Origin of the sequence: Bradyrhizobium sp. HKCCYLRH3059 (assembly GCF_051168035.1) — a bacterium.
Taxonomy (GTDB): Bacteria; Pseudomonadota; Alphaproteobacteria; order Rhizobiales; family Xanthobacteraceae; genus Bradyrhizobium.
Map to the genome: position 1 here is coordinate 233,587 of NZ_JBNPUF010000003.1, position 13,920 is coordinate 247,506.

General features: G+C 62.9%; 11 protein-coding genes. All 11 read left to right on the forward strand.

What is annotated here, in order from left to right:
• Nucleotides 1–138: 138 nt before the first annotated feature.
• Nucleotides 139–2,883 carry a nitrate/nitrite transporter gene (locus tag ACQR13_RS11890; RefSeq protein ID WP_315750138.1) on the forward strand — a complete coding sequence of 915 codons (2,745 nt, stop codon included), beginning with the start codon at nucleotides 139–141 and terminating at the stop codon, nucleotides 2,881–2,883.
• Between the two features lie 11 nt (nucleotides 2,884–2,894).
• Nucleotides 2,895–6,647, forward strand: coding sequence for a nitrate reductase subunit alpha (locus tag ACQR13_RS11895; protein ID WP_316201240.1), 3,753 nt, complete (start codon nucleotides 2,895–2,897; stop codon nucleotides 6,645–6,647).
• On the forward strand, nucleotides 6,644–8,164 hold the full coding sequence (gene narH, locus ACQR13_RS11900) for a nitrate reductase subunit beta (protein ID WP_315714234.1): 1,521 nt from the start codon (nucleotides 6,644–6,646) through the stop codon (nucleotides 8,162–8,164). Before ACQR13_RS11895 ends, narH begins: the two co-directional genes overlap by 4 nt.
• Nucleotides 8,164–8,874: a nitrate reductase molybdenum cofactor assembly chaperone gene (gene narJ, locus ACQR13_RS11905; RefSeq protein ID WP_410052247.1), complete on the forward strand. Its 711-nt coding sequence runs from the start codon at nucleotides 8,164–8,166 to the stop codon at nucleotides 8,872–8,874. Before narH ends, narJ begins: the two co-directional genes overlap by 1 nt.
• A 10-nt stretch (nucleotides 8,875–8,884) precedes the next feature.
• Nucleotides 8,885–9,607, forward strand: coding sequence for a respiratory nitrate reductase subunit gamma (gene narI / locus ACQR13_RS11910; RefSeq protein WP_315714236.1), 723 nt, complete (start codon nucleotides 8,885–8,887; stop codon nucleotides 9,605–9,607).
• Nucleotides 9,608–9,610: 3 nt separating this feature from the next.
• Nucleotides 9,611–10,435 carry a peptidylprolyl isomerase gene (locus tag ACQR13_RS11915; RefSeq protein WP_316166546.1) on the forward strand — a complete coding sequence of 275 codons (825 nt, stop codon included), beginning with the start codon at nucleotides 9,611–9,613 and terminating at the stop codon, nucleotides 10,433–10,435.
• A gap of 10 nt (nucleotides 10,436–10,445) precedes the next feature.
• Nucleotides 10,446–10,739, forward strand: coding sequence for a hypothetical protein (locus ACQR13_RS11920; protein WP_315750143.1), 294 nt, complete (start codon nucleotides 10,446–10,448; stop codon nucleotides 10,737–10,739).
• Nucleotides 10,740–10,784: 45 nt separating this feature from the next.
• Nucleotides 10,785–11,390, forward strand: coding sequence for a DUF2478 domain-containing protein (locus ACQR13_RS11925; RefSeq protein ID WP_316201238.1), 606 nt, complete (start codon nucleotides 10,785–10,787; stop codon nucleotides 11,388–11,390).
• A gap of 335 nt (nucleotides 11,391–11,725) precedes the next feature.
• A complete protein-coding gene (locus tag ACQR13_RS11930) occupies nucleotides 11,726–13,063 on the forward strand; it encodes a hypothetical protein (protein WP_316201237.1) in 1,338 nt (445 codons plus the stop codon).
• A gap of 10 nt (nucleotides 13,064–13,073) precedes the next feature.
• The gene (locus tag ACQR13_RS11935) at nucleotides 13,074–13,583 is read left to right on the forward strand and encodes a DUF2249 domain-containing protein (RefSeq protein ID WP_316172562.1); all 510 of its coding nucleotides are present in this window, start codon (nucleotides 13,074–13,076) and stop codon (nucleotides 13,581–13,583) included.
• Nucleotides 13,580–13,894, forward strand: a complete 315-nt coding sequence (locus ACQR13_RS11940) for a metal-sulfur cluster assembly factor (protein ID WP_315750147.1) — start codon at nucleotides 13,580–13,582, stop codon at nucleotides 13,892–13,894. The genes ACQR13_RS11935 and ACQR13_RS11940 overlap by 4 nt, the downstream gene beginning before the upstream one ends.
• The last annotated feature ends 26 nt before the right edge of the window (nucleotides 13,895–13,920 follow it).

Below are 13,920 nucleotides of genomic sequence, written 5' to 3' on the forward strand. Positions count from 1 at the left end.
ATACGTGCAGTCTGACAATTCGATCTGGGACATTTGGCAGATTGTGGCCGACCGGACCGTCCGGTTGATGCATCGCAAAACCTTTTCATGGTCCCCCGAATAACTGCTGCGGCGTCGAAGCCATACGTCGAGGCCACCATGGACGCCGTAGATTTCAGCCCTGAGCACCGAACGCGAGCACTCTGGCTCTCAACAATCTCGTTCACGATCTGCTTTGCGGTGTGGACGATCTTCTCGATCATCGGCATCCGGATCAAGCAAGAGCTGGATCTGAACGAAACCGAGTTCGGTCTCCTGATCGGCACCCCGATCCTGAGCGGCTCGCTGATCCGGCTGATGCTCGGCATCTGGACCGATCAGTATGGCGGGCGCCGCGTCTACACCGTCGTGATGCTCGCCGCGGCGGTCGCGACCTATCTCCTGACCTGGGCGCATACCTATCCGCAATTTCTCGTCGCTGCGCTCTTCGTAGGAATCGCCGGTGGCTCGTTCGCGGTCGGCGTCGCCTATGTGTCGCGGTTCTATCCGACGGCCAAGCAGGGCACTGCGCTGGGAATCTTCGGCGCCGGCAATGTGGGCGCCGCCGTCACCAAGTTCGTCGCGCCGTTCGTGCTGGTCGCCTATGGCTGGCAGACCGTGGCCCAGATATGGGCGCTCGCGATCGGCGTCATGGCGATCGTCTTCTGGCTGTTCTCCGAGGAGGACCCGGTGGTCCGCTCGCGAAGGCAGCGCAAGCAGAAGGCCGGCAGCGCCTGGCTCGAGCTCGCGCCGCTCAAGAACATCCAGGTCTGGCGCTTCGCGCTGTACTACTTCTTCGTTTTCGGCGCCTTCGTCGCGCTGTCGCTGTGGCTGCCGCAATACCTGATCAAGGTCTACGGCGTCGGAATCCAGTCGGCCGGCATGATGGCCGCCATGTTCTCGTTTCCGGCCAGCGTGTTTCGCGCCTATGGCGGACACTTGTCCGATCGCTTCGGTGCCCGTCGCGTGATGTACTGGACATTTCTGGTCGGTGTCGCGGCGACCTTCCTGTTGTCCTACCCGCCGACGGACTACGTCGTGACGACCGTCAACGGAAAGGTCGGCTTTCATCTGGAGATGGGGCTCGTCCCGTTCGTCGTCATCGTCTTCGTGCTCGGCTTCTTCATGGCGCTCGGCAAGGCCGCCGTCTACAAGCACATCCCCGTCTACTATCCGAACAATGTCGGAGCCGTCGGCGGCCTGGTCGGCATGATCGGCGGGCTCGGCGGATTCGTGCTCCCGATCGCGTTCGGCGCGCTGGTCGATCTCACCGGTCTGCGAACCAGCTGCTTCATGCTGCTCTTCCTGCTCGTCGGGGTCGCGCTGGTCTGGATGCATCTCTCGATCCGGCAGATGGAGCGCGGCGTTGCCGGCGAGGCGCTGAAGCGGCTGCCGGAGCTGCCGGAAATGGAGGAGATCCACCGGCCCGAGCACATCGGAGCCCTGTCCGGCGCGGTTCTCACCGACTGGCGGCCTGAGGACGACACGTTCTGGAGGGAGCAGGGCCGAGCCATCGCGCGACGCAATCTCTGGATCTCCATTCCGGCGCTGCTGTTGTCCTTCGCGGTCTGGCAGGTCTGGTCTGTCGTGGTTGCGAAGCTGCCTTCGGTCGGCTTCAAGTTCACGACCGATGAGCTGTTCTGGCTGGCTTCGCTGCCTGGGATCTCCGGTGCAGTTCTGCGCATCTTCTACTCCTTCATGGTGCCGATCTTCGGCGGCCGGCTGTGGACCACGCTGGCCACGTGGTCGCTGCTGATACCCGCGATCGGAATCGGCTATGCGGTGCAGAATCCCGCAACGCCCTATCCGGTGTTCCTGATACTGGCGCTGTTGTGCGGCTTTGGCGGCGGCAATTTCGCCTCGTCGATGGCCAACATCTCCTTCTTCTTTCCCCGCGCCGAGAAGGGCAACGCGCTCGCGCTCAATGCCGGCCTCGGCAATCTCGGCGTCAGCGTGGTCCAGTTCGTGGTGCCAATCGTCATCACGGTCGGCGTGTTCGGCTGGTTCGGCGGAGATCCGGCGATGGCAACGAGCGGGTCGCAGCCGATGCCGATCTGGCTTCAGAACGCCGGCTTCGTCTGGGTGCCGTTCATCGTCGCCAGTGCTTTCGCCGCCTGGTTCGGGATGAACGACATCGCCTCCGCGAAAGCGTCCTTCGCTGATCAGGCCGTCATCTTCCAGCGGCGGCACAACTGGATCATGTGCTGGCTCTACACCGGCACGTTCGGCTCGTTCATCGGCTATTCTGCGGGCTTCCCGCTGCTGGCGAAGACCCAGTTCCCGGCCGTCGACGCGTTGCAGTTCGCATTCCTCGGGCCGCTGGTGGGTGCCTTGTCGCGGTCCGCGACGGGCTGGATGGCCGACAAATGGGGCGGCGGGCGCGTGACCGTCGGGGTGTTCCTGCTGATGATGGCCGGCGTGCTCGGGGTGCTCTACTTCCTCGGCATCAAGGATCAGCCCGGTGCATTCTGGGGCTTCTTCGCGATGTTCCTGCTGCTGTTCTTCGCGACCGGCGTCGGCAATGCATCGACCTTCCAGATGATCCCCAACATCATGCGCCAGGAAATGACCCGGCTCATGCCGACCGCGGACGCGGAGACGCGGCTGCGCCAGGCCGAAAAGGAATCCGCCGCCATCACCGGCTTCACCTCCGCGATTGCCGCCTTTGGCGCATTCTTCATTCCCAAATCCTACGGCACCTCGATCGACCTCACCGGCGGCGTGCAGGCCGCCCTATGGGGCTTCTTCGGCTTCTACGTCACCTGCGTGCTGATCACCTGGGCCGTCTACACCCGCAAGGGCGGCGTCCTGCACGATGTCGAACGGCGCCGGGCGATCGCGGCCGCTGCCCAACCCGCTGAATGAGGACGTAAAAGATGAGCCATTTTCTCGATAGGCTGACCTTCTTCACCCGGGCCAAGGAGGAGTTCGCAGGCGGACACGGCGTGACGACGACCGAGGACCGTTCCTGGGAGGAGGGCTATCGCAAGCGCTGGCAGCACGACAAGATCGTGCGCTCGACGCATGGCGTGAACTGCACCGGCTCCTGCTCGTGGAAGGTCTACGTCAAGGGCGGCATCGTCACCTGGGAGACCCAGCAGACCGACTACCCCCGGACGCGCCCTGATCTTCCCAATCATGAGCCGCGCGGCTGCGCCCGCGGCGCGAGCTACAGCTGGTACCTCTATTCCGGAAACCGGGTGAAATACCCGCTGGTGCGCTCGCGGCTGCTCAGGCTGTGGCGCGAGGCGCGAGCGCGGATGACGCCGGTCGCAGCCTGGAAGTCGATCGTCGAGAATCCGGGCAAGCGCTCGGACTATGTGCAGAAGCGCGGACTGGGCGGCTTCGTGCGGGCGAGTTGGGCCGAGGTCAATGAGCTGATCGCGGCAGCCAATGCCTATACGGTCAGAACCCATGGTCCGGACCGCGTGTTCGGATTTTCGCCGATCCCGGCGATGTCCATGGTGAGCTACGCGGCCGGCGCGCGCTATCTGTCGCTGCTCGGCGGCGTCTGTATGTCGTTCTACGATTGGTATTGCGACCTGCCGCCGGCCTCGCCACAGACCTGGGGCGAGCAGACCGACGTACCTGAAAGCGCGGACTGGTACAATTCAGGCTTCCTGATGCTGTGGGGCTCCAACGTGCCACAGACGCGTACGCCGGATGCGCACTTCTACACGGAGGTACGCTACAAGGGGGCCAAGAGCGTCGTTGTCTGCCCGGATTATTCCGAGGCTGCGAAATTCGCCGATCTCTGGCTTTCGCCGAAGCAGGGCACCGACGCGGCGCTCGCGATGGCGATGGGTCACGTGATCCTCAAGGAGTTTCACATCGACCGGCAGACGCCATACTTCAACGACTATGTGCGCCAGTATACGGATATGCCATTTCTGGTGCGGCTGGTGAAATCCGAGGGACGGCTCGTTCCTGAGCGGTTCGTGCGCGCCTCGGATTTCGCCACATCTCTCGACGAGGCCAACAATCCCGAATGGAAGACCGTCGCCTATGATGAGATCAGCGGGGCCATTGTCGTGCCCAAGGGATCGGTCGGCTTCCGCTGGGGCGAAAAAGGCAAGTGGAGCCTGGAAGAGAAGAGCTCGGCGAACAACGACACCCGGCTGCGGCTGTCTCTGGCCGGCATCGAGGACGACATCGCACCGGTGGGATTCCCCTATTTCGGCAACCGTCAGCACGATCACTTCAGCGGCACCAATCATCCGGATGTGCTGACCCGCAACGTGCCGGTGAAGCGACTTCGTCTTGCCGATGGCGAGGCGGTCGTGGCCACTGTGTTCGATCTGTTCGCCGCCAATTATGGCGTCGATCGCGGCTTCGGCGGCGACCACCTCGGCAGGAGCTACGACGATCTGGAACCGTACACTCCGGCATGGGCCGAGGCGATCTGCGGCGTGCCGCGCGGCCAGATCATCGCGGTTGCCCGCGAGTTTGCCTCGAACGCGTCCAAGACCCGGGGGCGCTCGATGGTCATCGTCGGGGCCGGTCTGAACCACTGGTACCACATGGACATGAACTATCGCGGCATCATCAACATGCTGGTGATGTGCGGCTGTGTCGGCCAGTCCGGCGGTGGCTGGTCGCATTATGTGGGGCAGGAAAAGCTGCGGCCGCAGTCGGGCTGGACGCCGCTCGCCTTTGCGCTCGATTGGGGGCGCCCGCCGAGGCAGATGAATTCGACTTCGGCGTTCTACGCTCACACCGACCAATGGCGCTACGAGACGGTCAATGTCAGCGAGATTCTCTCACCGACCGCACCGGCCGGTTCTTGGGAGGGAGCGCTGATCGACTACAATGTCCGCGCGGAGCGCATGGGATGGCTGCCGTCCGCGCCGCAACTGCAGGCCAATCCGATCGAGGTATCGAAGCGCTCCGCCGCCGCGGGCCTGGAGCCGAAGGACTACGTCGCGAAGGCCTTGAAGTCGGGCGAGCTGAAGCTCGCCTGCGAGGATCCCGACCATCCGAAGAACTGGCCCCGCAACCTGTTCGTCTGGCGCTCCAATCTGCTCGGCGCCTCAGGCAAGGGCCACGAATACTTCCTCAAGCATCTGCTCGGCACCAAGCATGGCGTGATCGGCAAGGATCTCGGCGACCAGGGCCACAATAGACCGGTCGAGGTCGCTTGGCACGAAGAGGCCCCGGAAGGAAAGCTCGATCTGCTGGTCACGCTCGACTTCCGGATGTCGACCACGTGCATGTATTCGGACGTCGTGCTGCCGACGGCCACTTGGTACGAGAAGAACGACCTCAATACGTCCGACATGCATCCATTCATCCATCCGCTCTCGGCGGCGATCGATCCGGTGTGGGAATCGCGCAGCGATTGGGACATCTACAAGGGGATCGCCGAGGCCTTCTCCAGGGTCGCGCCCGAAGTGCTCGGGGTCGAGAAGGACGTCGTGCTGACGCCGATCATGCATGACAGTCCGGGCGAAATCGCGCAGGCGTTCGACGTCAAGGACTGGAAGCAGGGCGAGATCGATCCGATCCCCGGCAAGACCATGCCAGCAGTCACCGTGGTCGAACGTGATTATCCGAATCTCTACAAGCGCTTCACCTCGCTTGGACCGTTGATGAACAAGCTCGGCAATGGCGGCAAGGGGATGGCCTGGAACACCGACCATGAGGTCGAGCTCCTGAAGCGTCTCAACGGCGTCGTCGCCGACGACGGGCCGACCCAGGGGCTGGCTCGCATCGACAGTGCGGTCGACGCTTGCGAGGTGATCCTCAGCCTGGCGCCGGAAACCAATGGCGAGGTCGCGGTCAAGGCGTGGTCGTCCCTGGAGCAATTCACCGGCCGCGACCATGCTCATCTCGCCATTCCGAAGGAGGACGAGAAGATCCGATTCCGCGACGTCGTCGCGCAGCCGCGCAAGATCATCTCGTCGCCGATCTGGTCGGGGCTCGAGTCGGAGAAGGTCTGCTACAACGCCGGCTACACCAATGTCCACGAGCTGATCCCCTGGCGGACACTGACCGGCAGGCAGCAGCTCTATCAGGATCACCTATGGATGAGGGCCTTCGGCGAGGGCTTCTGCGTCTATCGGCCGCCGATCGATACCAAGACCGTCAAGCCGGTGATCAATCGCAAGCCGAACGGCAATGCGTCCGTCATCCTGAACTTCATTACGCCCCATCAGAAGTGGGGCATCCACTCCACCTATACTGACAACCTCCTGATGCTGACCCTGTCGCGCGGCGGTCCCATCGTCTGGATCAGCGAGATCGACGCAAAGGGTGCCGGTATCGCCGACAATGACTGGATCGAGGCCTACAACACCAATGGCGCGCTGGTTGCGCGCGCCGTGGTCTCGCAGCGGGTCAAGCAGGGCATGTGCATGATGTATCATGCTCAGGAGAAGATCGTGAACGTGCCGGGCTCCGAGCAGACGGGGCAGCGCGGCGGCATCCACAATTCGGTCACGCGTGTCGTTCCGAAGCCGACGCACATGATCGGGGGCTACGCTCAGCAGGCCTATGGCTTCAACTACTACGGCACGGTCGGCGCCAACCGCGACGAGTTCGTCATCGTCCGGAAGATGTCGAAGATTGATTGGCTGGACCAGCCGACTGCTGACCGGTCGGCCACGACCCCCTCGGAGGCTGCAGAATGAAGATCCGTGCTCAGATCGCAATGGTGCTCAATCTCGACAAGTGCATCGGCTGCCACACCTGCAGCGTGACCTGCAAGAACGTCTGGACCAGCCGCGAGGGGATGGAATACGCGTGGTTCAACAATGTCGAGACCAAACCGGGCGTTGGCTATCCCAAGGATTGGGAGAACCAGTCCCGCTGGAAGGGAGGCTGGTCGCGCAATCGCGACGGGTCGATCCAGCCGCGGATCGGCGGCAAGTGGCGGGTTCTGGCGAATATCTTCGCCAATCCCGACCTCCCCGAGATCGATGACTACTACGAGCCGTTCACCTTCGACTATCAGCACCTGCAAAGTGCGCCCGAGGCATCTGCGATGCCGACGGCACGGCCGCGCTCGCTGGTGTCTGGAGAGCGGATGGAAAAGATCGAGTGGGGACCGAACTGGGAAGAGATCCTGGGCGGCGAATTCGCCAAGCGCTCTCATGACATCAATTTCGACGGCGTGCAGAAGGAGATCTACGGCCAGTTCGAGAACACCTTCATGATGTATCTGCCGCGGCTGTGCGAGCATTGCCTCAATCCGGCATGCGTCGCATCCTGCCCGTCCGGCGCGATCTACAAGCGTGAGGAGGACGGCATCGTCCTCATCGATCAGGACAAGTGCCGCGGCTGGAGAATGTGCGTCTCCGGCTGTCCATACAAGAAGATCTATTATAACTGGTCCTCGGGAAAATCGGAGAAGTGCATCTTCTGCTATCCTCGGATCGAGGCAGGGCAGCCGACCGTGTGCTCCGAGACCTGTGTCGGGCGCATTCGCTATCTCGGTGTCGTGTTGTATGACGCGGACCGTATCGCAGAGGCCGCGGCCAAGCCCGACGAGGGCGATCTCTACCAGGCCCAGCTCGACATCTTTCTCGATCCGAGCGATCCGAACGTGCTTGCGGAAGCCGAGCGCCAGGGCATCCCTCATGCATGGCTGGAGGCGGCGATACGGTCGCCGATCTGGAAGATGGCGATGGAATGGAAGGTCGCCTTCCCCTTGCACCCGGAATATCGGACCCTGCCGATGGTCTGGTATGTGCCGCCGCTGTCGCCGATCACGTCGGCGGCCTCGTCCGGCAAGATCGGGCACGATGGCGAGATGCCCGACGTCAAATCCTTGCGCATTCCGATGCGGTACCTCGCCAATCTGCTGACTGCGGGCGACGAGAAGCCCGTGACGCTGGCGCTCGAGCGAATGCTGGCCATGCGTGCCTATATGCGGGCCAAGACCATCGACGGCGTGGTCGACGAGGCGATCGCAAGGCGCGTCGGCCTGAGCGGCCCGCAGATCGACGACATGTACCACATCATGGCGATCGCCAACTACGAGGACCGCTTCGTGATCCCGACCGCGCACCGCGAGCTCGGTGCCGACGCGTTTGATATCCGCGGCTCCTGCGGCTTCTCGTTCGGCAACGGCTGCTCCGGGGGCGAAAGCGAAGTCAACCTGTTCGGATCGCCGCGTAAGGCCAAGAACCCGATGGAGGTCGCCTGATGAAGACGTTCAAGGTGCTGTCGGCATTGCTGAACTATCCGAGCGGGGAATTGATCACGGCCATCCCGGAGCTCGCGCGGGTGCTCGACCAGGAAGGCCTCGTCCAGCCTGGCATTCGCCGGGAGCTCGATGTGCTGCTGCAGGAGATCGCCACGGGCGACGTCTACGACCTGCAGGAGCGCTACGGCCTGCTGTTCGACCGCAGCAAGACCCTGGCGCTGCATCTGTTTGAGCACGTCCATGGCGAAGGCCGCGACCGCGGCCAGGCCATGGTCGACCTGCGGGCCATGTATGACCGTGCGAACCTCATCATCGCCGGCAACGAGCTGCCGGATTATCTGCCGCTGTTCCTCGAATTTCTCGCCACCCGGGAGATTGCGGACGCGCGCGAGTTGCTTGGCCAGACCAGCCACATCATCGCCGCGCTCGCGGAACGACTGGGGCGTCGGCAGTCGAGCTATAGGGCGGTGTTCGATGCGCTGCTCCAGATCGCCGCGGAGCAGCCCCGCGCGGAGATCGTCGATGAGCTGCTGAAGGCAACGGACGTGGATCCGATGGACCTGCGCGCGCTCGACGCGGCCTGGGAGGATGAAGAGGTCAGGTTCGGCCCAGGAGGGGGCGACCAGGCAGCCTGTGGGCACGACAATCTGATCGCAAAACTGCGCCACGCCAAACGTGCGGTCAACGCGCCGCCGTCACAGTTGCAATGAGGGATTGGCCATGCAAACACTCAATGCCATCGTCTTCGGCTGGTATCCCTATCTCTGCCTGACAGTCTTTCTGGTCGGCAGTCTGATTCGATTCGACCGCGAGCAATACACGTGGCGCTCAGGCTCGAGTCAGCTGCTTCGGCGGCGCCAATTGATCTGGGGCTCGAACCTTTTTCATGTTGGGATCCTCTTCATTTTTGCGGGTCATTTCGTCGGGCTTCTGACGCCGATCTGGGTGTTTGACATGCTCGGCGTGTCCCACGGCTTCAAGCAGATGCTCGCGATCGTCGCCGGTGGCGGCGCCGGACTGATGTGTCTGGTCGGCATTTCACTCCTCGCGCATCGCAGGCTTTTCGATCCCAGGATTCGCGCGACGTCGTCTTTTGCTGACACGGGTATCCTTCTGGTGCTGTTCGTCCAGCTGCTGCTTGGCTTGGCGACCATCCCCGTGTCGCTCGGTCATCTCGATGGTCATGAAATGGTCAAGTTCATGGCCTGGGCGCAGGGCATTCTCACGTTGCAGCCCGGAATCGCCGCCAACATTGTCGACGTCCATCCGATCTTCAAGGCGCATCTGGTCCTGGGAATGACTATCTTCCTGCTCTTCCCCTTCACCCGCCTTGTCCACATCTGGAGTGCGCCGGTGTGGTATCTCGGCCGCCGCGGCTATCAGGTGGTGCGCAGCCGCGACGGGCGCCGTCATCTTGTGCAACCAATTCAGCCCGCGGAGTAGCCGATGGACTGTTCATTGGGCGCGGCGCTTCCAAAGCCGAAGCTGGTCAGTGTAAACGGGGTCGTGATCGAACGCGACGTCATTGCCCGGGAAGTTCAGAACCATCCGTCGGACAAGCCGATCCTCGCCTGGCAAGCGGCGGCGCGCGCGCTTGCGGTGCGCGAATTGCTGAGACAGGAGGTCATGCGGCTCGGCATAACGGCCGCTCCTCTGCGCGATGCCGAAGGTCGCAGCGAAACCGAGGAAGAGGCGGCGATGCGGGCGCTGATCGCGCGTGAGGTTCTGATACACGAGCCGGACGAATCGACGTGCCGTCGCTTCTACGATCAGAACAGGCAGCGGTTCCTGGTCGGAGAACTCTACGAAGCGTCTCACATCCTGCTGATCGCGCCGAGCAGCGATTCGCTGGCTCGGTCGGCTGCGCGAGACGAGGGGCGGACGATCGTGGAGGCCGTGCAGAGAAGCCCGGAACTGTTCGAGACCATCGCGCGCGATCGCTCCGATTGCAGGGTCTCGGCGGAGAATGGTGGCAGGCTCGGGCAGCTGTCGCGTGGGCAGACGACCGCAGAGTTCGACGCCGCGCTGGCCCGGATGTCGGTTGGAGAGGTCGGTCTGATTGAGACACGCTTTGGTATCCATGTCGTGCGCCTCGACCGACGGGCCCTCGGACAAGTCCTGCCGTTCGACATGGCAAGGGCGCGCATTTCGCAATATCTCACCGAGCGTGTGCGGCATCAGGCGCTCGCGCAATATGTAGCCAATCTGGCAGACCGCGCGGAGATCGTTGGCGTGACGTTGCCGGCGCCGCAATCGGTACTGCCGCAGTAGGGGGGCGATCATGCTGCTCGGGGATCTCATTCACGATCTCAGTGACGACGCGAAGTCGAGTGCGGTGTTGCAGGGGTGCGGCGACCTCACGCTCCTGGTGCGCATCAGCTCTGTCGCGGATCGCCTCGGCGAGGATGTCGGTGAGTATGCGTCGGCTGCTGTCCGGCGCTTTGCAAATCTCGCAGAGAATGAGGATTGGCTCGGGTTGATGAGCGCTATCGACCGCGCCGCCGACCCCGCGATCGTCTGTCTGACGTCCATGATCAAGTGGTCGCTGCAGAGGGATGAAATCGAGCTCTCCTAGAACGGATCCACCGCAGGCTATCCGTGCTGGAGGGGCGGGTCAAAAATGTCGAAGCGTCAAATTGATGTTGGGATTCGCATGCACGATGTGATGGTAGAGAAAGTCGGCGTTGCGGCCGCGCCGCTCGTGGCGCTCGTATACGACGACGGGAAATATCCCTACGAGACGTTCGATCACCTCGTGGATCACTCGCGTCGAGCGCGATTGAAGGTCGCCGGCGCACTGCAGCGAAGGCTGTTCCTCGACGAAAATCGCAGGTGCGACGTCCTGCTCGAGGAGATCGACACGGCAAATCAAACCCCGATCTTCGAGGATCGTGGATCGGGAGCGAGAGGTTGCCGGCTGGATGAATCGGCGCTTGCAGAGGTGACAGTTCGGGTCCTCGCCAGCTTGGATGCGCGTCCAAACATCCTGGTGTTGAACAAATTTGGTAAGGCAGAGTGCGGGGGAGGCGGAACGCTTGATCTGATCGCCCGCGCGTTGGACCTTGCGATACCGACGATTGTCGGCGTGCCGCGCAGCAATATCGATGCCTGGAGAGATTTCGCCGGAGATATGGGGGTTGAGCTCGAAGCCCGCGGAGACGTGGAGCGGTGGCTGGAAAGTGTTCGGCAGGATCGAACCATAGACTCAGCCAGCCAGCTGCGCTGATTGCGATTGCGAGCAATCGAGGGGTCGGGGACACAGAACTGCCAAGCCAGACCGTCGAAGATGTCTGCCGGCTGACATGGATGTTCCTCGACGAGACAGGAAACCCGCCGGTCGATCTGGAGTGGTCATCACGACGCTGATGACACGGAATGTTGCGCTCCGACAAAGAATGGCCGGTCGCGCCAGTTTAGCATCTTTCCGATCGCCGGGGATTGTATGGCGCAAGCTCATTGTTCGCGCCCCCTTGGCTGCGTTCCTCCGGGCGCCACGGCAACTGCCGAATGGCGCATCGTCGTGGCGAGTGCTGCGTCCGCGATCAACAACTGGAGCCGCTCATGATTGGGGCGAAGATCTCGCGCTGGACGATGAGCTATTTCGCGGCAGCGCTGGGGTGGCTGCTCGTTGCCTTGGCAATGCTGGTCGGCGGACTCGGTTACCCCGCCGCAGAGCTCGGCGCTCCCGATACGCTTGTCGTTGTGCATGCGGTCTGTATCGGTTGGCTCAGTCTCTCGGTATGCGGCGCCTTGTTCCAGTTCGTTCCCGTTCTCGTCGCAAGGCCGCTCCCCTTCGACAAATGGGCCTTGCCGGCCTTGTTCCTCATCAACGTCGGTCTGGTCTGCTTGATATTGGGCTTCCTCTCGCTGGCCGGACGAATTGCTCCAGCCGTTTGGCTTCTGCCGGCCGGCAGCGTGGTGCTCGGCGCGGGTCTGGCGATGGTCGCGCTCGATCTGGGCCTGACCCTCTTCAGCCAGCCGAAGGGATCTGCTCTCTTTGTCATCGCCGGACTTGGCGCGTTATGCGCAACTGTCGCGCTCGGCGTCGCGTTCGCGTTTGCTCTCGCCGGATCGGCGGGCGCCTACGGCGACGCGCTCCTGGCCGCGGCGATTCCGATCCATGCGATTGCCGGGCTGGGAGGCTGGCTGACCCTGACCGCCATGGGGGTGAGCTATCGCCTGCTGGCCATGTTCATGCTCTCGGCGGACCTCGGCGAGCGACAGAGCACATCCGCGCTGAAATTTGGTGCGCTCGCGCTATCGGTCGGTGTCGTGGGCGGATTGTTCGCGATCGGTCTCGAGGCCGGGCTCGGAGCCGTGCTCATCCTCGCCGCCGTTCTTGGGGTGATCTCGCTTGCGCTCTATGGACGGGACATCGCGACGATCTATCGCTCCCGCAAACGGCGCCAGCTCGAGTTGAACATGCGGATGGCAACCGTGTCTTTCGCCAACCTGGCGGCGACGGTGACGCTCGGCGCCGTCATCATCGTCAGCGGAAAGGTCGGCGTTCATGTCGGCGCGTTCGCGTTCTTGGCCGTGTTCGGCTGGCTGTCTGGTCTCATATTCGCGAAGCTCTACAAGATTGTCGCCTTTCTGACCTGGCTCGAAACCTACGGTCCCGTGATGGGGCGCGCCCAGACGCCACGGGTTCAGGACCTGGCGGTGGAACGTCGGTCCGAGAAGTGGTTCATCATCTATTTTCTAGGCGTCTGGGCGGCGACCATCATGTTGATGATGGGCGAGGGCCAGGCGTTTCGCGGCGCCGCGGCGGTCATGGCCGTGGGCAGTATTGGAATCATACACGAGCTTGTGCGAGTCCGACGTCTTTCCGATGTTGCGGGCTCCCGTAGGCTTCCGGCCGGAGCCATCGCGCCAAGCCTGTTGTTCGCCAGAAACTAGGAGGAGAGCCATGACCGCGTACATTGACGTCGACGTCCGACCGATTCTCAGGGCCGGAGGCGAACCGTTCTCCATCATCATGGACGCGGTCGACCGGCTGGCGCCAGGCCAGGGTGTGCGGCTGATCGCGAGCTTCAGGCCGGTTCCGCTGCTCTCCGTCATGGCAAGAAAGGGCTTCGCCCACACCGATCGACCGCTCGACGATGGCGATTGGGAAGTGCTGTTTTCGCCGCTGGCTGCCGAGGACGCCGGTCAGGAAGACGCTGGTGCCGGCCTCGCCTTCGAGCAATGGCCAGATCCCGTAGTCACGCTCGACAACCGAGAGCTCGACCCACCCGAGCCGATGGTGCGCATCCTCGCGGCTGCGGAGGAGCTGGGCCCTGGAGAGACCTTGTCGGCACTTCTGGGCCGCGAGCCGGTCTTCCTGTTCCCTGAACTTGAGAAGCGCGGCTTTCGCTGGCTCGGCGGGTTTACGCCGGATGGATCGACCTACGAACTGTCGGTGAGGGCTCCGCTATGAGCCGCGATGTCATCGACCGCATCCGCGACGCAATGCGCGTGGTCATCGATCCGGAACTGGGGGAAAACGTGGTCGATCTCGGCTTCATCTATGAGATCACGGCGACGGATGGCGTCGTGCATGTCACGATGACGGCCACAACGCCCGGGTGCCCCGCAACAGGTTTTCTCAAGGAAGGGGTCGCAAGCAGCATTGCGGAGATTGCGGGCGTCGAAGCCGTGGACGTGACGATGACATTCGATCCGCCGTGGACCCCATCCAGAATTGATCCGGCCGTTCGTGCTGCGCTGGGTTTCGACAACGTCAATTGACCGAACGAAAGCGAAAAGCTGGCAGC

Excerpts from the sequence above, each read along its gene's own strand:
- ACQR13_RS11915 (WP_316166546.1), top strand. The coding sequence starts at position 9,611 with ATGGACTGTTCATTGGGCGCGGCGCTTCCAAAGCCGAAGCTGGTCAGT.
- ACQR13_RS11890 (WP_315750138.1), top strand. The coding sequence starts at position 139 with ATGGACGCCGTAGATTTCAGCCCTGAGCACCGAACGCGAGCACTCTGG.
- narI (WP_315714236.1), top strand. The coding sequence starts at position 8,885 with ATGCAAACACTCAATGCCATCGTCTTCGGCTGGTATCCCTATCTCTGC.
- narJ (WP_410052247.1), top strand. The coding sequence starts at position 8,164 with ATGAAGACGTTCAAGGTGCTGTCGGCATTGCTGAACTATCCGAGCGGG.
- ACQR13_RS11940 (WP_315750147.1), top strand. The coding sequence starts at position 13,580 with ATGAGCCGCGATGTCATCGACCGCATCCGCGACGCAATGCGCGTGGTC.
- ACQR13_RS11920 (WP_315750143.1), top strand. The coding sequence starts at position 10,446 with ATGCTGCTCGGGGATCTCATTCACGATCTCAGTGACGACGCGAAGTCG.
- narH (WP_315714234.1), top strand. The coding sequence starts at position 6,644 with ATGAAGATCCGTGCTCAGATCGCAATGGTGCTCAATCTCGACAAGTGC.
- ACQR13_RS11930 (WP_316201237.1), top strand. The coding sequence starts at position 11,726 with ATGATTGGGGCGAAGATCTCGCGCTGGACGATGAGCTATTTCGCGGCA.
- ACQR13_RS11925 (WP_316201238.1), top strand. The coding sequence starts at position 10,785 with ATGTCGAAGCGTCAAATTGATGTTGGGATTCGCATGCACGATGTGATG.
- ACQR13_RS11895 (WP_316201240.1), top strand. The coding sequence starts at position 2,895 with ATGAGCCATTTTCTCGATAGGCTGACCTTCTTCACCCGGGCCAAGGAG.
- ACQR13_RS11935 (WP_316172562.1), top strand. The coding sequence starts at position 13,074 with ATGACCGCGTACATTGACGTCGACGTCCGACCGATTCTCAGGGCCGGA.